The sequence below is a fragment of the Microbulbifer variabilis ATCC 700307 genome (genome assembly GCF_000380565.1).
GTDB lineage: Bacteria > Pseudomonadota > Gammaproteobacteria > Pseudomonadales > Cellvibrionaceae > Microbulbifer > Microbulbifer variabilis.
Window position 1 is genome coordinate 692,155 of sequence record NZ_AQYJ01000029.1, and the last position, 17,433, is coordinate 709,587.

Here is a 17,433-nt window from a genome sequence, read left to right on the forward strand (position 1 = left end):
TTAATGTATAAGCCAAGCCAGCTGGATAAAATAATGAGAGGCATAATGCTTGGTTTTATCCCTCCTACATTTGCTTTATTCGCATATATTGCATTTTTTGCCAGAGGAGCAAGAACTGCAGTGGGAGTAAGCGATGTTGGTGATTTGTTATTTCTATCTTATGGAGAAATATTAATTGCATCATATATTTTTCTTTATATTGTTTCAGCAGTACTAGGTTATTTTATTGGATGGGATGGCTTTAGGTTGGTGGCGAAAAAAACAGGTGGGACTGTTGAAAAGATAAAGTTCCCTAGGAAAGTATCGGATCGGGTATTTGGTCCCAAAGTAGATATGGATGCCAAGATAATCAGTCCGAGAGAGCGAGTGGAGATGATGCATGATAAATCGTAGTTGATATAGGTTTATACCATCAGAAAAACCTATTGACGATCGGTTTTTGACGTTCTACCATCACTCAAAGAATGATTTTCACTGTTGGAATAATGGTCTATGCGACTTGGCGATCTTGAGAAACAGGTGCTCCAATATCTCTGGGATAGAAAATCTGCGGATGCCAAACAGGTCCACTCGGACTTGAGCCGGGCCCGTGGAGGATCTCTCAATACCATCCAAAGCACGCTGGACCGCCTCTACAAGAAAGGTTTGCTGTCCCGGGAGAAGCAGGGGCATGCATTCCAATACAGCCCGGCAGTGGAGCGCTATGAGTTTGTCGGGCAGCTGATTCAAGACGTTACTCGTGAGTTTGTTGATGATGAGAACGGGCTGGTAGCCGCATTTACCTCTATCTCATCGGAACTGAGCGAAAGTCAATTAGAGCAACTGGAGCAGTTGATCGAAAGCCAGAAGGTAAAACGCCAGCAGGGTGATCGCGAATGATTTTGGGGCAGGTTGCACTCTGGCTAAACCTGCTGACTATTGCGGCGCTTGGCCTGTTTGTCGGCATTATACTGGTGTCAGCTGCCTGCCTTTCTGCTTCCCGGCATTCACTTCGCTTGTCTGCCAGTAGTCGGCGTTTACTGCTATGGAGCGCGGTATTGCTGCCGTGGTTCGCGGCTTTCTCTGCCGCTGTTATCCTGGCATTCCCAAACCTTTTAGGGGGCGTTGCATCTCTGGCGCACTGGCACCATATCAACGCTTTTAATCTCTACAGTTGGCATGGTGTTTTTACCATTGCGTTTCTTTTCCTTACCGGGTTTTTGGTGTTTCAAAGTTTTAAACGAGTTCATCGTCATTTGGCGCAGCTCCGATTGTTAATGCAACTTTGCGAAAGGGATAAGTCTGATCAGAGTATTATCCAGGCCCAGGGTCCCCAAGCTTTCACCAGTGGTCTGCTCCGTCCACAAGGGTTTTATACCAGCGGTCTGCGAGACCAGTTAACAGCGGAAGAGTTTGAGGTGGTGCGCCTACATGAGGAAGCCCATGCGCAAAAATTTGATCCTCTGAAGAAATTAATATTCGCTTTGTTTGCCAGCTTTTTCCCTACGCGTTTGGGGAATTATCTGAATCGGCAGATGGCGCTGTGTATGGAGCAGCGTGCAGACGCTTATGCCCATAGGCAGGGGTGGAGTGAGACCTTTATCGCCCAAACCCTGCTTAAGGTAACCCGTATCTCCAATGGGTTGCAGCCCAAAGAGAGAAGTTCAGCATTGGTCTGTTATTTCGCTCTTGACCAGTTGGATGCCCGTATACGTTACTTGCTGTCTGATAATAAGGGGCGCAACTTATCCCCTTTATTGTTAGCTGGATTGTTTGTAGTTCTCACTGGCACTTGCCTTGTGTCGGTGGATGCGCTCCACCACACCGTCGAAACCCTGTTCTCCCACTAAGGAAGCCGAAGTGTTTAATTGTTTGCGTTTAGTCATAACTAAAAAACCGACTATAGATCGGTTTTTTATGGCCGGGGCTGTGTTCATTTCAGTCGCATTGAGTGGGGCCCTTAGGGCAGAGCAGGGCGAGGAGTTATCGGGCCTCACTTATGAGCAGGCAATTCTTAAAAGCTTGCAAAATCACCCTGAACTGGCGGGTTACCGATATCAGTTTGAAGCTGTGGATGCTCTATCCGAGCACGCCAAGCTAGGACCACGACCGGAGCTTAGTGTTGCCGCTGAGGGGGTGGGAGAGGATAAGAGCAGCGATGGCAACGACAGTTCCCAGGTAACAGTCGGCATCAGTTGGCTATTACAGGGTGATCTCGCAGAAAAACGTGTATTGGCTGCACGCAGCAAGACTCCTGTGATTGAGGCCCAAAAGCAGGTTCTTGAATTGGAAATTGCCGCTAATACCGCGCGTTACTTTTTCCAGGTCCTGGCGCACCAGGAACGCCTGAAAATTGCTAAAACAGCTGTCGACCTGGCTCGCAATATGACCGCTGAAATTAATCGTCAGGTTAGTGTTGGCAGAACGAATGAAGCCGATGCTTTTCGGGCTGAAGTCGATTTGCAGCGTCGACTCTTAGCTGTGGAAGATGTCGAACACGAATTGGATATTGCCAGATATCAATTAGCTGCCCAGTGGGGCTCCAGAGAGCCCAGCTTTCTTGGGGTGGCGGGCTCTCTTTCCAGTGTCATTCCAGAAGTTGATTTATCTAGATTGCGAAGCTTGGTTGCGAGCAACCCAAATTTGGAAATATTCATGAGCCGCGAGCGCGTGAAGCAGGCGGAAATTGATTTGGCACGTGCAGAAGCGGGCATTCAGTGGCGGATTGATACAGGAATTCGTCGCAACGAAGCGAGCGGAGATTATGGATTGGTGGCCGGCTTCGCAATCCCACTAGGAAAGGGCGATCGCAATCGCGGCAAGGTATCTGCTTTGAAGGCGGAACAGAATCGTTTCCGAGCAGAAAGAAATGCGAAAGAGATTGCATTGGATACACAACTCTTTGTGATGACCCAAAGGCTACAGCATCACCGGCACGTGGCTGCCGCCTTGAATGAAAAGATGATTCCCAGTCTGGATAAGGCGCTCACCGCTACGCAAAAAGCCTATCGACGTGGCCGCTATAACTACTCGGAATTGGCACTAGCCCAACAGGGACTTACCGATGCGCAGCTTTCACTGCTCCAGGCACAGTACAACGCACACCTTAGCCTGATTGAAATTGAAAAACTCACCGGCCTGTCAGTGGCACAGATAAGCGAGAGCGAGATATGAGATCCGCAGTTTTTTCCAGCCTGATATTCAGTGCTTTACTTTCTTTGTTACTTAGTGGCAGCGGCAGTGTCTATGCGGCCGGAGCTGTCGCAGGGGCGGAACCGGAAAAAGGGCCCAATCGTGGGCGCATGTTGCGAGAAGGTGATTTTGCCGTTGAGCTAAGTATTTATGAAACTGGTGTTCCCCCGGAGTTTCGGGTTTGGGTGAGTAATGATGGAGAGCTGGTTAATCCTCAGCAGGTTGATCTTAAAGTGGTTCTTACAAGGCTTGGAGATGGAGAGGATCACATCGAGTTCAGGCCCGAGGGGGATTATCTGCGTGGTGATATGGTGATCTATGAGCCCCACTCATTTGTTGTGACTCTAACAGCCAAGTACCAGGGGCAAGAACACCGTTGGCAATATGATAACTTTGAGGGGCGAACCCGTATTGAATCCGCTATTGCTGAATCCATGGAAATTGATACGGAAACCGTTGGCCCAGCCAGGATGAGTGAAACCAGCCGCGCTTACGGCAGGCTTATTGTAGACCCAGAGCAGGTACGTGAAATTAGTGCACGTTTCGACGGCTATGTAGAAGCTGTGCAGGTGGGATTGGGGGAGCGCGTTAAAAAAGGGCAACCCCTAATTGCCATTAACAGCAATCAAAACCTAAACACCTACACTATTCAATCACCAATTGCCGGTGTAGTTGTCCAGCGCAATGTAAACCCTGGTGAACAGACCGCAGGTCGAGTTTTATTAACGGTTGCCGATGATACTGCTTTGTTGGCAGAGCTGGATGTTTTTCCCTCGACACGCCCCCAGATTCGCCAGGGCGCGCCCGTTTCCGTCAATATCAAGTCCTTGGATACTCCTCTGCTCGGGGTAGTGAAACAAATTGATACTTTGATGAAACCCAATCAGGCCACCGCCGTTCGAGTGTCACTGCAAGATATTCCCGCAGGCCTCGCACCGGGTTCTTTTGTAAGCGGCGATATCCAAGTTGCTGAATATGAGGTGCCTCTTGCCGTCAAGCGTTCCGGTTTACAGGCGTTCCGCGATTTTACTGTCGTTTATGCCAAGGTGGGCGACCAGTATGAAGTGCGTATGTTGGAGTTAGGGCGTGAAGCCGGTGATTGGGTTGAAGTGCTGGGGGGGATTCGACCGGGAATCGAGTATGTCACCGGTAACAGCTACATCATTAAAGCGGACATTGAAAAGTCCGGTGCATCCCACGATCACTGAGGGTTCGACATGCTTGAGTACTTGATAAGAACCTCAATTCAAAATCGCGGACTGGTTATTGCCCTTGTGCTATTACTGTGCGGTTTGGGGATTTGGAATTTCACCCGGCTGCCCATTGATGCAGTACCAGATATTACCAATATCCAGGTGGTTATTAATACGGAGGCACCGGGGTATACCCCAAAAGAAGTTGAGCAACGGGTTACATACCCTGTGGAAAATGCAATGGCTGGATTGCCGAGCCTTGCTTATACACGTTCCGTTTCGCGGTATGGGTTGTCCCAGGTTACGGTGATTTTTGAAGATGGCACCGATATTTATTTTGCCCGCCAGTTAGTGAATGAACGGCTCACTAGTGTACGTGGTGCACTGCCTGCTGGTTTGGAGCCGGAGCTTGGACCCATCGCCACGGGTCTTGGTGAAATTTTTATGTTCACAGTGGACTCTGAACCTGGAGCCACCAATGCTGATGGCAGTGCCGTAACACCTAAAGACTTGCGTTCGGTGCATGACTGGATTGTGCGCCCGCAGTTACTGCGTGTACCTGGTGTGGTGGAAGTCAATCCGATCGGCGGGTTCAAGAGAGAAATTCTGATTGCTATAGAGCCGGATAAACTGCTGGCATTCGGCCTGACGCAGGAAGACCTGATTCGCTCGATCGAGGAGAATAATCGTAACCGCGGTGTAGGCTTTATTGAACACAGTGGCGCCCAGTGGTTGTTGCGGGTTCCGGGGCAGGCAAGCTCGTTAGAGACACTGAAGGATTTCCTGGTTGCGGAAGTGAATGGCGTTGCTATTCGCCTTGGCGACTTGGCCAAGATCGAAGAGGGGCGCGAAATGCGCACCGGGGCGGCTACTCAGAACGGCAGGGAAGTGGTGATGAGCACCGTTTTCATGCTGGTTGGCGAAAATAGTCGCACCGTTGCAGGTGCAGTTGGTGAAAAGCTAGAGGATATCAAACAGAGCCTACCGCCTGGTATCACATTGACTGCGGTTTATGATCGTACAGGTCTGGTTGACCAGACATTGCGCACGATCCAAACCAATCTTATGGAAGGTGCGCTGCTGGTTATCGCGGTTCTTTTCCTGCTGCTGGGGAATGTTCGCGCAGCAATTCTCACTGCGCTGGTCATTCCGGTAGCCATGTTAATGACTATCACCGGCATGGTTCAGGCCCGCGTAAGTGCAAACCTGATGAGTCTGGGGGCGCTGGACTTTGGCTTGTTGGTGGATGGGGCCATCATTATTGTCGAGAACTGTCTGCGACGTCTCAGCGAATCCGCCCGCGAGCGTGGCCAGTTGAGTCTTAAAGAGCGGCTTACCCTGGTATTTCAATCGACGCGGGAAGTGATTCGCCCGGCCATGTTTGGTGTTTTCATTATCACAGCCGTGTATTTACCCATTTTTGCCCTGACCGGAGTGGAGGGCAAGATGTTCCATCCGATGGCAATTACCGTGGTGATTGCGCTGCTTTCTGCGATGTTTCTTTCCATCACTTTGGTGCCAGCCGGCATAGCGCTGCTATTTCGCAAACCGGTGATCGAAAAGAAAAACCCTGCACTTGAGAAGCTGAATAGCTTTTATCGCCCGGCCTTGGAGTTTGCACTGCGCCAGCGTGGCATGGTTGTCGCTATTGCTGCGCTACTGGTGTTGGTTTCCTGTTATACGGCAAGCAGAATGGGTAGCGAATTTGTGCCGAATCTGGATGAAGGCGATATTGCCATGCACGCCTTGCGTATTCCCGGCACATCCCTGGAACAAGCGATTGCACTACAAAAATCCTTGGAGGAGCGGATTAAAGAGTTGCCCGAAGTGGAGCGTGTATTCGCCAAAATTGGTACTGCGGAAGTGGCTACCGATGCCGTTCCCCCAAGTGTTGCCGATAACTTTATTATCCTAAAACCCAGGTCTCAGTGGCCAGATCCGGATAAGCCGAAAGAGCAATTGGTAGAAGAGCTGGCAAAGCTGGTAGAGCCAATCCCCGGCAACCGCTATGAATTTCTCCAGCCAATCCAGATGCGCTTTAACGAGCTTTTAGCTGGGGTGCGTGCGGAATTGGCGATCAAAGTCTTTGGCGATGACTTTGAGCAATTAGAGCGTTTGGGCGGTGAAATTGAAGCGGCTATTGGCAGTGTAGAAGGCGTTGCTGATATACAGATGGAGCAAACCAGCGGTTTACCGGTTCTCGCCATTGTTCCTGACCAGGCCGCACTAACCCAGTATGGGCTGGCTATCAATCAGGTACAGGAGCAGCTGGCAACCGCCCTGGGAGGTACGGTTGCTGGCCGCTTTTATGAAGGAGACCGCCGCACCGATATTGTTGTGCGTTTGCCAGAGGTATTGCGCCAGGATTTGGATGCGCTAAAGAAACTGCCGATTCATCGACCCAATGGCAACTATGTGCCCCTGGAGGAAATTGCCAGCTTGGAACTCACTGCCGGTATCAATCAGGTTTTCCGCGAGAACGGTAAACGCAGGGTAGTGGTAACGGCCAATGTGCGGGGTAGGGATCTGGGTAGCTTTGTTGCTGATGTACAGCAGTCCGTTTCCGATAAAGTGGAAATACCACCCGGTTACTGGGTTGAATACGGCGGAACCTATCAAACGCTACAGTCTGCTACTGAACGCTTATCGATTGTAGTGCCGCTGACCCTTGTGTTGATTATGGGGCTTCTCCTGCTGGCACTTCGCTCCATAAAAGATGCGGCAATTATTTTTACCGGTATACCCCTCGCATTAACCGGCGGTGTGCTCTCTTTAATGTTGCGGGATATCCCTTTCTCCATTTCCGCAGCCGTTGGTTTTATCGCACTTTCCGGGATTGCCATCCTTAACGGCCTGGTAATGGTTTCCTTTATTCGGGATCTGCGTGACCAAGGTTACAGCATAGAAAAGGCCATTATTGAGGGCGCCCTGATCCGCTTACGTCCGGTCATTAGTACCGCACTGGTTGCCTCACTCGGTTTTGTGCCCATGGCCCTGAATACTGGTATTGGCTCTGAAGTACAGCGCCCACTGGCTACGGTGGTTATTGGCGGTATTGTCTCATCAACAATCCTGACGCTTTTAGTCTTACCGGCACTCTACAGAATTTTACATGGCAGGAATGCCAAGTCTGAGAGCTTACAAGATAACCCTGAAGTGGCTCTGGCTGGAGCCAGTTAACTGGGCCTGTGTGCGCTTTGGTTCACAAGAATTTAGAACTTTAAAAACGGGAGATAGTAACGTTGCTCAATAGTTTAAAAACAGTTTTCGGCTTGATGACGCTGATAGCAGGTATGGTGATATCTATGCCGCTATTTGCCCATGGAGTGGACGATGCGACCAAGACTTTTCTTGCCGGCAACGAAGGGGTATCTATTATTCCCTTTCTATATATTGGCGCCAAGCATATGGTGACTGGCTATGACCACCTGCTGTTCCTGGTGGGAGTCATTTTCTTTTTATATCGATCAAAAGATGTTCTTATCTATGTAAGCTTCTTTACGCTCGGTCATAGCTTAACTTTGTTATTTGGAGTGCTTAACGACACCCATGTGAATGCCTATTTGATCGATGCCATTATTGGATTATCCATTGTCTATAAAGGCTTCGATAATCTCGGCGGCTTCAAACGGGTTTTTGGCTTCCAGCCTAATACCAAGGCTGCCGTACTGATTTTTGGACTCTTCCACGGTTTTGGTTTGGCAACCAAATTACAAGAATTCAAGCTGTCCAGCGATGGGTTGGTGGAGAATATCCTGGCCTTTAATGTCGGAGTAGAAATTGGTCAGTTTGTTGCGTTGCTGTTTATTCTTCTCGCCATCAATTATTGGCGTCGCTTTGACAGTTTTCTGCGCTTTTCCACCATGACAAATACCTTACTAATGAGTGGTGGACTGATGTTGGTGGGTTACCAGATGACAGGCTACTTCGTAGGTTAGATAGCCAGAAAGTGGCTTTTACAAGTTTATTGAACAGAAAGAACTCAGATTTAGAGCTTACAGAATGAATACAACTGAAATGCCAGTGCAGACTGCACAAACACTGATTAAATCCACACTTGCTGCTGGCGTGCTTGCAGCCATTATGTTGACCACAGTAATCCTGCCAGCTGAATACAATATAGATCCTACTGGAATTGGCAGTGCACTGGGGCTTACTGAATTAAACAGTCAAGAGCAGGAAATTGCTGCACCAGAAGTAGTGCAGCGTGGCGAGCAGTCCTTTGCTTATCGGACTGACACTACAACTATTGAAGTGCCCGCTGGCCGTGGAATTGAATACAAATTTCAATTGGATAAATACGGTCATTTGGAATATGAGTGGGTAACGGAGAGTGGTGAGCTTTACTTTGATTTTCACGGCGAACCCACAGGCGATACTACCGGCTACTTTGAGAGCTTTGCTATTGCTACCGCAAATAAAATGAGTGGCTCTCTCACCACGCCTTTTGATGGTTCCCATGGCTGGTATTGGAAGAATAACGGTCAGGAATCTGTGAAAATCACTCTAAAAACAAAGGGGTTCTACGAGGTTATTGGACTCAAACAGTAACGCTTTTTTATCAACATTCGCTAAAACCGAGAAGAAAGAGAGTATTATGAACAAACTTATTCGAGTCATCTGTGTATCAGTTACCTTAGGCTTCGCAAATCTTGCTTTCGCCCATGGTGACCATGAGAGAGACAATTTTGCCACTGTATCTATGGTAGAAGCCAAAGGCATCGCCAGCCAGGAAGTAGCTCGCCTAATCAAAGAGGGTAAGCTTAACGAGTCCTGGTCTGGCAAGCCGCTCAATGCCGCCATGCAGCGTGTTGACAACCAGCGACAGTGGGTTGTCAGCACTCAGGGTAAGGATGGGGGCCTGGATAAAATACTGAAAGTGTTTTTATCAACGGAAGGGTACTTTCTTTCTTTTAAAGTGACTGATCGTTAAAAAATCAGTAATGTTCCTGCACTGCTGTCTGTAGGCATCGGCGCAGGAACATGACCTATAACTCTGATATGCCCAATGCGGCTATGAGGGTAATTATAGCTCTACATTTAGACCTCTTTTTTACTAAACTGGCTAGCTGCGTTTTCAAAGAATGTCTTGAGTAAAGTTGGTTTTCTGTCCAGAAGTTGCTCTACGTGATTGGAAAGCTCAATCGTGTGCCCCCACTCGCGGGTTACAGGCCAAAGCTGTGCCAACGCATCGGCAGCTCTCTCTGAAACCCCCAAACTTAATAATCCTGACCTTGCTGCTTCATCACTAATAGGTTGATAGGTTATCTTCCTCTGCAGGACTTCAGATAATATATTTGATATATCCGTATAAGTTAATTTTTCTGCCCCAGTAAGAATATACTTCTTACCAATATGCTCGCCCGGTTCTACTAGTATTTTGGCTGCTATATCACCGATATCCTGATGGTCAACAGTAACAATAGCTGCCCCCGGTGCAGAGCCAAATGGAGCACTAATTGTGCTTTGTTGAGCAATTTCTTCTGCAGAGGCAAAGAAATTGCTGTTAAAACTGGCGGGCTGAAGAATTGTCCAGTTTAACGTTGATTCGATAAGATGCTCTTCTGCCTCTCCCAACCATCTAGCTATGTCAATTGGTGAATCCTTATCAGCGCCTAAGCCGGAGATTTGTACAATATGCTTTACTCCAGCTTGCTCCGCTATACGAATAAAAGCGGCATGCTTATTAGTAAATGAAGGTTCGAATGCTGTAACCAAAAAGGCAGTCTCGATACCTTGCATAGCTTCCAGTAGTGAGGATTCATTCTCATAGTCTCCTATTACATAGCTGATATTGTCAGCTACGATTGGAGCTCTAGAAAGATCCCGAAGCAGGGCCCTGACTGGTATATTGGTGTTAGCAAAGTTTTTCAGAACGGCTTTGCCGTTATTTCCAGTGCCGCCGGTAATTAAGATTTTTTCCATGATTACACCTAAGTGAAATTGATATATTTGTAAGTTAAGAGTTTTGTGCCACTAATGAGGGGTAGTCTAAATACCCGCGTTCATCGCCAGCGAAAAATGAAGACATATCCTCTTCGTTAAAGGGGCCATTATTTGCGAGGCGCTCTACGAGGTCCGGATTGGATATAAATAAACGGCCAAATGAAATGTAATCGGCAGAGCCATCGGCAATGGCATTGTTTGCGGATTTAAGATCATACATTCCATTGGCTACGTAAAGACCTTTATAGGTTTTGCGTAGCTGGGTGTGGTCAATGCTTGGTTGGTTCTCTCTGTCCCAGGCCCGTTCCATCATCTGTAGATAGGCAAGGTTATATCTGTTCAGTTGGTTGACAACATATAGATAGGTTTTTTGAGCATTACTGTCCGTCAAGCTGATTTCCGGAGATAGCTTGATTCCAACTCTATTTGATCCCCAGACCTCACATAATGCAGAAGTTACTTCGAAGATGAAGCGAGCTCTGTTTTCTACACTGCCGCCGTAGGCATCTGTACGATGATTGGTGCTGTCGTGAAGAAACTGAGCCGGAAGGTAAGGCCCTGCAGCGTGGAGTTCAACTCCATCAAAGCCGGCTATAAGCGCATTCTTAGCTGCCTGCTTATAATCTGCGATAATACTTTGAATCTCCTCATATGTTAGAGCCTTCGGAACTGCATAAGGCTTCTTTCCCGTATAAGTATGTGCTTCACCCTCAGCTGCAATCGGCGAGGGAGCAACAGGTGTTTGACCGCCGATAAGGTCTGGATGTACTTCTCGGCCCATGTGCCAGAGCTGGACAAAAATTTTTCCTCCCTGACGATGTACAGCATCGGTAACCTTTTTCCAGCCCGCGATTTGCTCTTCTGTAAAAATGCCTGGGGTATTCACCCATCCAAGCCCTTGGGCTGAGATCGCGGTAGCTTCCGAGATAATCATCGCCGCACTGGCACGCTGGGCGTAATACTTGGCGTTAACGTCTGTTGGTACACCATCTCGACCGATCCTTGCACGTGTCAAGGCAGCCATAATGATACGGCTATCAGTTTCCATATGGCCGAGCTTTCCGTGGGAAAAAATGCTCAGATCACTGTCTTTTTTAGTCATTTCTGTTGACTCTGCTTGTTTCGACAGGACGCAGATTAGCCATACTCCCGATAAAATAATAATGGTATATTTGGATCAAAATGATAGATTCTATGAATCGAGTATTGATATGACCCAAGAGCAGCTCAAGATGTTTATTGCTGTTGTGGAGCAGGGAAGCTTTCGTGGAGCGGCCAAGGCGATTTTCAAAACCCAGCCGACGATTAGTAATGCGGTTAAGAGGCTTGAAGAAGAATTTGGCTTTCCCTTATTTGATAGGGATAGCTATAGACCGAACCTCACAAATCAGGGGCAGGCTTTTTATCAGCAGACTAAGAGAGTTATGCAAAGCCTCGAGCAGCTCTCTGTAATGGGGCACCAGCTTGGTGCGGGAATAGAACCCAAGTTTACTGTGGTCATTAGTGGTATTGTCGAGCTAAGCCCACTTCTGGAACAGATCAAACCTATAGTGCTGTCTTTTCCTAATACGGATTTTAGTATTAGCACTGAACTATTGTCTGGCGTAATGGAGCGCATAGATGGCAATGAAGCTGATCTGGCATTTGCTACTTTGTTCGGCGTTGAGAGCAAGCATGAGTGGAAGAAAATAGGGCAGGTCGAATTAGTTAATGTTGTGGCTCCTGATGTTTTTCCTGGCGATGAAATTTCACAATTGGAGGCTGCACAACTACCCCAAATTGTCGTCAGGGATACGGGCCGCTCAGAAAATAAGGGAAATATCAACTTGCTGGAAGTTGGGCGCAGATGGTTTGTTAATGACTACCATACAAAAAAAGAGCTGACCCTTGCTGGACTTGGTTGGGGTCGGATACCAAGGCACTTCATAAAGAGTGAACTGGAGCGAGGTTTGCTTGTACCTATTAATGTTGAGGGGATTGAAGCATTTAGCAGTTTTGATCTATGTATTATTCGTAATAGAGAGCGCTCTTTGGGACCAATTGCTGGTAGATTTTGGGACTCTTTTTAAGGTTGGTATATTTTTAATACATTTACAACTATAAGGGGATTAAGCCCACCTTACAAATTTGAGTGGGGAAATTGTTCTTCAAATAAGATGTCTATTTTAACAAAATATGTTGATAAATTAGTGTGAGTGGGTTGAGACAGTTCAGACCTAAAATGAAGTTTTCTGAGTAACCGAGGCTGATCATATCAGGTCTGAACATCTACATTTTTTGCGTTATTCCCATCAATAATGGAGATTTGCGAGTTGAAATCTCTATTAGTCAGTCTTAGGGATCGATATTCACAACAACTTTCCCCATAGCTTGCCCACTTGCCAGCCGTTCATGGGCCTTGCCAATATCAGGCAAACTATAAGAAGTTTCATCAAGCACAGGTTTGAGATCGCCTGCTTCAGTAATGGCTTTTAGTGCTTTTAAAATATGCCCGTGTTCCTCACGGTGGTAATTGTGTAGCATTGGAATTAACATAAATATGACATGCAAAGACAAGCCTTTAAAGTGAGCAGGCGTCAGATCAAGTGCTACCATGGAAACGGTAGTAGCTACTTGGCCATTGAGTTTTGCTGCCTCAAAAGAGTTCGTTATATTTGCACCACCGACTGAGTCGAATACTATATCGAAGCCTGCTCCGTTGGTGTACTTCAGTACATAAGACTCAACTGATTCAGTCCGGTAGTTAATCGGCGCTGCCCCCAATTTTTCAATCATTGCCAGTTGAGGATCTCCGGAGCCTGTTGAGTAAACATCAGCACCGAAGTGACGAGCCAGCTGTACAGCTATATGACCCACACCGCCCGAGCCACCGTGAACAAGAACACTTTGTGCAGGCTTAACCCCCGCACGCTGTAACCCTTCGTAGGCGGTTATGCCTACTAAGGGCAAAGCTGCTGCTTCCCGCATGGTCAGGTTCTCGGGTTTCAGGGCAATTAAGTTCGCGTCTGCAACAATATATTCGGCTAATGTTCCCGGTGAGTCAGCCAGTCCACCTGCGCAGCCATAGACTTCATCGCCCACCTGATAATCGGTTACACCTTCGCCAATCTCTTCAACAACACCAGCGAAGTCCATACCCAATATTGCCGGGGCTTTCGGTGAAAGGGGTAATGCAGGTCCCATTTGGCGAATCATGGTATCTACGGTGTTGACGCTGGTTGCTGATATTTTAATCAGCACATGGCCAGCTTTGGTGGTCGGCTTGGGTACTTCAGCAGCTTCAAATACGTCTGGGCCGCCAAAGGTATTTACAATCATTGCTCTCATTTTGATTCCCAAAAAGTGTACTTTCTGTAGAGTTTTGTCTAAGTGTCCGAAGTAAGTAGGGCATCGCTGTCTGTAAATTGTCGGATGCCCAATTGCTACTGCTAGTTTATTTTTTGTACATCCATAACCAGTTGGTTCCAGTTCCGCTGATTTTCAATATCGTGTTCCAACCCTTGTTCATCTGCGTTAGAGAAGCGTTTTAGCGCAGGTGTTTTACTGGTTGCTTGATACAGCCAATAGGCTTCCGCTTTTAGCGCTTCACCGATAGGTTTATCGATTGACTCATAGACCGCCTGTTTACAGGCATTGATTGATTCTGCTGGAAATTGAGCGATTCTCTTCGCCAGGCTATCGACATACTCGCCAATTTCATCTGGGTCTAGTGCTTTGTTGATTGTGCCGAGCCTTTCCGCTTCGTCAGCATCGAAATCACGGGCGCTGAGAATAATCTCCAGCGCTTTACCCAGTCCTGTCTGGCGAGCCATCCTTGATGCGCCTCCCCCGCAGGGGAGGATTCCCATACCCACTTCCATTTGCATGAATTTATATTTTCCTCGGGCTGCGAAACGCATATCGAGTGCCAAGGCCAGTTCATGGCCACCACCTCTGGCGAAGCCTTCTAGTTTGGCGATCGTTGCCTGGGGCACCTTACTGATGCGTTCACAGACAGCCTGTAAATCCAACAGTTGGGCTTCTTCGCGAGATACAGCTTCATCAGACATGTTTTTTAATAGCTCAGTATCGTAATGACATACCCAAATCTCCGGATTTGCAGACTGAAATACAACGACTTTGGTTTCTCGATCCCGTTCCAGGCGCATAGCCAGGCTGTTTAAGTCGGCCAGCATTTCCTGCCCTTGGACATTCACGGGACCAAAGTCAAATGTCACAGTTAGGATTCCGTTATCTTGTTTCGCCGTGAATGTGGTAAAACCTTCATATTTCATGGTGAATTCCTTTTAATTGATTGCGTTAACGTCTTAGGTATTTTTAATGCCGAGTTTGTCGAGAGTGTTCTCAATTTCTTCAATAAGTACCTTTCTCTTTTTCTCATCTAGCGCGTCTGGGTGCGGCTGGGACCAATTGCCTATGTCATTGTCAAAGTATTTACCGCTAGCGTTTGAGAACTCATTATCGAGTGCCGCCCGTACCAATATATTGGCGCCGATACTTAAGTCTTTCCCTTGAGTTCCGTAAGCATCTTTTACCATTTTGCTACCCAGAAATGAGGCGGGATTGATTGCGATAAATTGCGGGGCCTTGTCGCCAAGTGAGCGGGCTAGTTGAAAGGTCCACATGGTAAGAGCTAATTTACTTTGGGCATAAGCGTCGCTGTCGGATAGTTGTTGGTGACCTTTGAGCGCTTCGATGTTCACAGTTGCTTGCGCTGCAGAGGATAGATTAATAATGCGGCCATTGGCGCTAAACAGCGGCAATAGCCGTGTCGTTAACAAGTAGGGGGCAATAGCATTTACGATAAAACGAACATCGTAACCCGTGTCGGTTATTGGGTTCTGTACTTTAAATACGCCGGCATTATTGATAAGAACATCAATATTTGAATATTGAACTTTTACCATTGAGGCCAGTGCTAACACATCTGATAAATTGGATAAATCTGCTCGGAATGTATCTATATGGGCCTTGGGATAGCTTTGCTTTATTGCTTCTTTTGCACTTTCTAGTTTTGTATCGCTGCGGCCATGTAAGAGCAAAGTAGGATCCTTTGCTGCCAGTATTTTTGCAGTTTCTAATCCGATACCGTCAGTACCGCCTGTCAACAAAATGGTCTTTCGCACTTGTTATTCCTTTTCATTAAAATGTGGGAGAATTAATTCCGAAATTATTCCAAGTGTTTCTTCAATATTTACCCGGTTAAATCGGAGGTTAAGAGCAACATGGTTAACTCCGATCTCTTCTCGCGATTTAAGGTATTGATATAATTGGTTAATTCCCAGTCGATATCCCAAGTGTATGGGGTGTGGTAGGGCATCCGGAGTTTCAGTTATATCAATATAGAGAGGTTCCATCACTGGCTTGTTAATGGCAGAGTTATCTCTCAATTGGCCAATAAATTGTTTTTTCGCGATATGTGGGCGAGGATAGGTGATCCAACCATCTCCGTTGTTAGAGAGCCAATCTGGGGGTTGCTGAGAGGAGCCCGTTATCAATAAAGGCAGCTTTGTTTTTTCTGGTTTGGGCAATATGTCCAGATCTCCAGAAATTGCCCCAAAGGAGCTTTGAAGTTGGGGGGAGGGCTCTGCTACACGGCGAATATATTTATAGCTCTCCCGGAACAGTTTCCCTCGCTCCTGATACGAAACATTCATCGCAGGATATTCTTCCGGACGATCGCCACTGGCGATCCCTAGAATTAAGCGCCCGCCTGAGATTTGATCAACAGAGGCAGCAGCTTTTGCGATCCTGACCCAAATCGTACTAAATCCCAATTTCTCCACAAACTGAACTGGCGTAATATGATCAAGCATGGTTTGAATTTATTGTATAATTTTTTATGGGGTCACAATTCCAATTGAATGTTTTCCCGGTTTGAATGTGGAGATATAATCTAAATTGATACTAGGGAAGTATTGCTCTTTATCTTTGTGTTTAGGTTCTAAGATGACGACTCCTGTATTGTTCGAACAGGAGAGAATTGGTTGTCAAGTTTTATAAGATTAATTTTGGGTAGTGTTGAGCCAACTAATGATTGCTTTATGTTCGACTTCCCCTATTGTATTCATGCTCGGATGATATCTGTCATGAATTTTGATGATCTTGATATTGTCATTTCTCAACTGTTCGAAATCTGCGTAAGGCGAAATTTTGTCCGAATCTGAGAGTATTAGTAGTGTAGGGGCCTGGGAGGACTCAATAATAGGTAGTATTTTTGTATCATTCAAATTGATTTTGGCTTTTTTTAAGGCTAAAAGCGCACCCTTACGGAAGTCCTTCTCAGGAATAATTCTGCTTAGCAGGGGGTGGTCACGTTTTGCATAATTGTATACAGCTTCATCAAATGGCGGCATCGGAGCCAAAAGAATAATTCCACTGATATCTTTTCTTAAAGAGGAAATGTATGTGGCCGTTAAGGCGCCCATAGAGTTTCCTACAATATAAATTCTCCCATTGTTGATAACCCCTTCCTCAATTAGGCTGCCAATAAGATTGTTGATATATTTACTGTCTTCTACCCCATATTTCCTCCTGCCACCCGAACCACCATGACCAAGTAAATCAGGAACAACAACCTGAAATCCTAGAAAGCGGAAATACAGAGCTGAATTAAGCATAAATTCTTTGGCGGTTCGAAATCCGTGTAATAATATTACAGTGCCAGAGTAATGTCTTTCTAAAGAATTTCTACTTAAGTTAATCCCTACAATATTCTTCCTGTCTCCCTCTCCAAATTTCACAGAGTACTGTAGGTTGTTGCTGGTTAAAGGTGGTCCGTAATAATAACTAATGCAGTTGTTTTTTTTGATTGGACAGTATTTATCTTTTTTGAAACCTAAGTCTTCAACTTTAATATTGCTTGTTTCTTCATCAAGGGCGAAATTTTCAGCTTCCTCTATAAATCTGGCAATTCTTTTAGAACAAGCCGAGGTGGCTAGGCATATTAAGGCGACAATGGTCGTTCTAATTAAAGTTTCTTTTAATGTCATCATGCTTGGTTTAATTGATAACTGTAATTAATTTATTCGACGCTTAGATCATCATGATACCGAATGAATAATTCATTCGAAGATCTTCCACTGCTGCTCGCTCTTGGTCTACAGTCTAGTCGATCTGATTC

At 46.5% G+C, this 17,433-nt stretch carries 17 protein-coding genes; 10 read left to right on the top strand and 7 right to left on the bottom strand.

Features of this window, described 5'->3' with window-relative positions; all coding sequences use genetic code 11:
* Window positions 1–45 precede the first annotated feature (45 nt).
* The 9 genes from G367_RS0121900 to G367_RS0121940 all read left to right on the top strand — a co-directional run bounded on the left by G367_RS0121900 (window position 46) and on the right by G367_RS0121940 (window position 9,297).
* Window positions 46–393 carry a hypothetical protein gene (locus G367_RS0121900; RefSeq protein ID WP_040629226.1) on the top strand — a complete coding sequence of 116 codons (348 nt, stop codon included), beginning with the start codon at window positions 46–48 and terminating at the stop codon, window positions 391–393.
* 99 nt (window positions 394–492) lie between these two features.
* A complete protein-coding gene (locus G367_RS0121905; protein ID WP_020415315.1) occupies window positions 493–879 on the top strand; it encodes a BlaI/MecI/CopY family transcriptional regulator in 387 nt (128 codons plus the stop codon).
* On the top strand, window positions 876–1,829 hold the full coding sequence (locus G367_RS0121910; RefSeq protein ID WP_020415316.1) for a M56 family metallopeptidase: 954 nt from the start codon (window positions 876–878) through the stop codon (window positions 1,827–1,829). The genes G367_RS0121905 and G367_RS0121910 overlap by 4 nt, the downstream gene beginning before the upstream one ends.
* Window positions 1,830–1,908: 79 nt before the next feature.
* Entirely contained in the window at window positions 1,909–3,153 is a 1,245-nt protein-coding gene (locus G367_RS0121915) for a TolC family protein (RefSeq protein WP_169337148.1), read from the top strand.
* Complete coding sequence (locus tag G367_RS0121920) at window positions 3,150–4,379, top strand: efflux RND transporter periplasmic adaptor subunit (RefSeq protein ID WP_020415318.1); 1,230 nt, start codon at window positions 3,150–3,152, stop codon at window positions 4,377–4,379. The genes G367_RS0121915 and G367_RS0121920 overlap by 4 nt, the downstream gene beginning before the upstream one ends.
* Window positions 4,380–4,388: 9 nt before the next feature.
* Window positions 4,389–7,544, top strand: coding sequence for an efflux RND transporter permease subunit (locus G367_RS0121925; RefSeq protein ID WP_020415319.1), 3,156 nt, complete (start codon window positions 4,389–4,391; stop codon window positions 7,542–7,544).
* A gap of 62 nt (window positions 7,545–7,606) precedes the next feature.
* Complete coding sequence (locus tag G367_RS0121930) at window positions 7,607–8,302, top strand: HupE/UreJ family protein (RefSeq protein ID WP_425411211.1); 696 nt, start codon at window positions 7,607–7,609, stop codon at window positions 8,300–8,302.
* 64 nt (window positions 8,303–8,366) lie between these two features.
* Window positions 8,367–8,915 carry a hypothetical protein gene (locus tag G367_RS0121935; RefSeq protein WP_020415321.1) on the top strand — a complete coding sequence of 183 codons (549 nt, stop codon included), beginning with the start codon at window positions 8,367–8,369 and terminating at the stop codon, window positions 8,913–8,915.
* Between the two features lie 46 nt (window positions 8,916–8,961).
* The gene (locus G367_RS0121940; protein WP_020415322.1) at window positions 8,962–9,297 is read left to right on the top strand and encodes a DUF6488 family protein; all 336 of its coding nucleotides are present in this window, start codon (window positions 8,962–8,964) and stop codon (window positions 9,295–9,297) included.
* A 107-nt stretch (window positions 9,298–9,404) separates the two neighbouring features.
* On the opposite strand, the gene G367_RS0121945 is transcribed toward G367_RS0121940, so the two are convergent.
* A complete protein-coding gene (locus tag G367_RS0121945) occupies window positions 9,405–10,289 on the bottom strand; it encodes an SDR family oxidoreductase (RefSeq protein ID WP_020415323.1) in 885 nt (294 codons plus the stop codon).
* Window positions 10,290–10,323: 34 nt separating this feature from the next.
* Window positions 10,324–11,412 (bottom strand): alkene reductase, encoded by a 1,089-nt coding sequence (locus G367_RS0121950; protein ID WP_020415324.1) that lies wholly within the window; start codon window positions 11,410–11,412, stop codon window positions 10,324–10,326.
* A gap of 109 nt (window positions 11,413–11,521) precedes the next feature.
* On the opposite strand from G367_RS0121950, the gene G367_RS0121955 reads away from it, so the two are divergent.
* Window positions 11,522–12,379 (top strand): LysR family transcriptional regulator, encoded by an 858-nt coding sequence (locus G367_RS0121955; protein WP_026305323.1) that lies wholly within the window; start codon window positions 11,522–11,524, stop codon window positions 12,377–12,379.
* A 265-nt stretch (window positions 12,380–12,644) separates the two neighbouring features.
* Here G367_RS0121955 and G367_RS0121960 read toward each other — a convergent pair whose 3' ends face one another.
* From G367_RS0121960 to G367_RS0121980, 5 genes are all read right to left on the bottom strand, one after another.
* Window positions 12,645–13,637, bottom strand: a complete 993-nt coding sequence (locus G367_RS0121960) for a zinc-dependent alcohol dehydrogenase family protein (RefSeq protein ID WP_020415326.1) — start codon at window positions 13,635–13,637, stop codon at window positions 12,645–12,647.
* A 101-nt stretch (window positions 13,638–13,738) separates the two neighbouring features.
* The gene (locus tag G367_RS0121965) at window positions 13,739–14,584 is read right to left on the bottom strand and encodes an enoyl-CoA hydratase/isomerase family protein (RefSeq protein WP_020415327.1); all 846 of its coding nucleotides are present in this window, start codon (window positions 14,582–14,584) and stop codon (window positions 13,739–13,741) included.
* Between the two features lie 33 nt (window positions 14,585–14,617).
* Window positions 14,618–15,436 carry an SDR family NAD(P)-dependent oxidoreductase gene (locus G367_RS0121970; protein WP_020415328.1) on the bottom strand — a complete coding sequence of 273 codons (819 nt, stop codon included), beginning with the start codon at window positions 15,434–15,436 and terminating at the stop codon, window positions 14,618–14,620.
* A 3-nt stretch (window positions 15,437–15,439) separates the two neighbouring features.
* On the bottom strand, window positions 15,440–16,126 hold the full coding sequence (locus tag G367_RS24650) for an LLM class flavin-dependent oxidoreductase (RefSeq protein WP_020415329.1): 687 nt from the start codon (window positions 16,124–16,126) through the stop codon (window positions 15,440–15,442).
* A 189-nt stretch (window positions 16,127–16,315) separates the two neighbouring features.
* Window positions 16,316–17,305 carry an alpha/beta hydrolase gene (locus G367_RS0121980; protein ID WP_245556729.1) on the bottom strand — a complete coding sequence of 330 codons (990 nt, stop codon included), beginning with the start codon at window positions 17,303–17,305 and terminating at the stop codon, window positions 16,316–16,318.
* Window positions 17,306–17,433: the final 128 nt, after the last annotated feature.

Coding starts and splice junctions, on each gene's coding strand:
- G367_RS0121905 (WP_020415315.1), top strand. CDS start 493: ATGCGACTTGGCGATCTTGAGAAACAGGTGCTCCAATATCTCTGGGAT.
- G367_RS0121925 (WP_020415319.1), top strand. CDS start 4,389: ATGCTTGAGTACTTGATAAGAACCTCAATTCAAAATCGCGGACTGGTT.
- G367_RS0121950 (WP_020415324.1), bottom strand. CDS start 11,412: ATGACTAAAAAAGACAGTGATCTGAGCATTTTTTCCCACGGAAAGCTC.
- G367_RS0121960 (WP_020415326.1), bottom strand. CDS start 13,637: ATGAGAGCAATGATTGTAAATACCTTTGGCGGCCCAGACGTATTTGAA.
- G367_RS0121910 (WP_020415316.1), top strand. CDS start 876: ATGATTTTGGGGCAGGTTGCACTCTGGCTAAACCTGCTGACTATTGCG.
- G367_RS0121940 (WP_020415322.1), top strand. CDS start 8,962: ATGAACAAACTTATTCGAGTCATCTGTGTATCAGTTACCTTAGGCTTC.
- G367_RS0121965 (WP_020415327.1), bottom strand. CDS start 14,584: ATGAAATATGAAGGTTTTACCACATTCACGGCGAAACAAGATAACGGA.
- G367_RS0121900 (WP_040629226.1), top strand. CDS start 46: ATGCTTGGTTTTATCCCTCCTACATTTGCTTTATTCGCATATATTGCA.
- G367_RS0121920 (WP_020415318.1), top strand. CDS start 3,150: ATGAGATCCGCAGTTTTTTCCAGCCTGATATTCAGTGCTTTACTTTCT.
- G367_RS0121980 (WP_245556729.1), bottom strand. CDS start 17,305: ATGATGACATTAAAAGAAACTTTAATTAGAACGACCATTGTCGCCTTA.
- G367_RS0121955 (WP_026305323.1), top strand. CDS start 11,522: ATGACCCAAGAGCAGCTCAAGATGTTTATTGCTGTTGTGGAGCAGGGA.
- G367_RS0121945 (WP_020415323.1), bottom strand. CDS start 10,289: ATGGAAAAAATCTTAATTACCGGCGGCACTGGAAATAACGGCAAAGCC.
- G367_RS0121935 (WP_020415321.1), top strand. CDS start 8,367: ATGAATACAACTGAAATGCCAGTGCAGACTGCACAAACACTGATTAAA.
- G367_RS24650 (WP_020415329.1), bottom strand. CDS start 16,126: ATGCTTGATCATATTACGCCAGTTCAGTTTGTGGAGAAATTGGGATTT.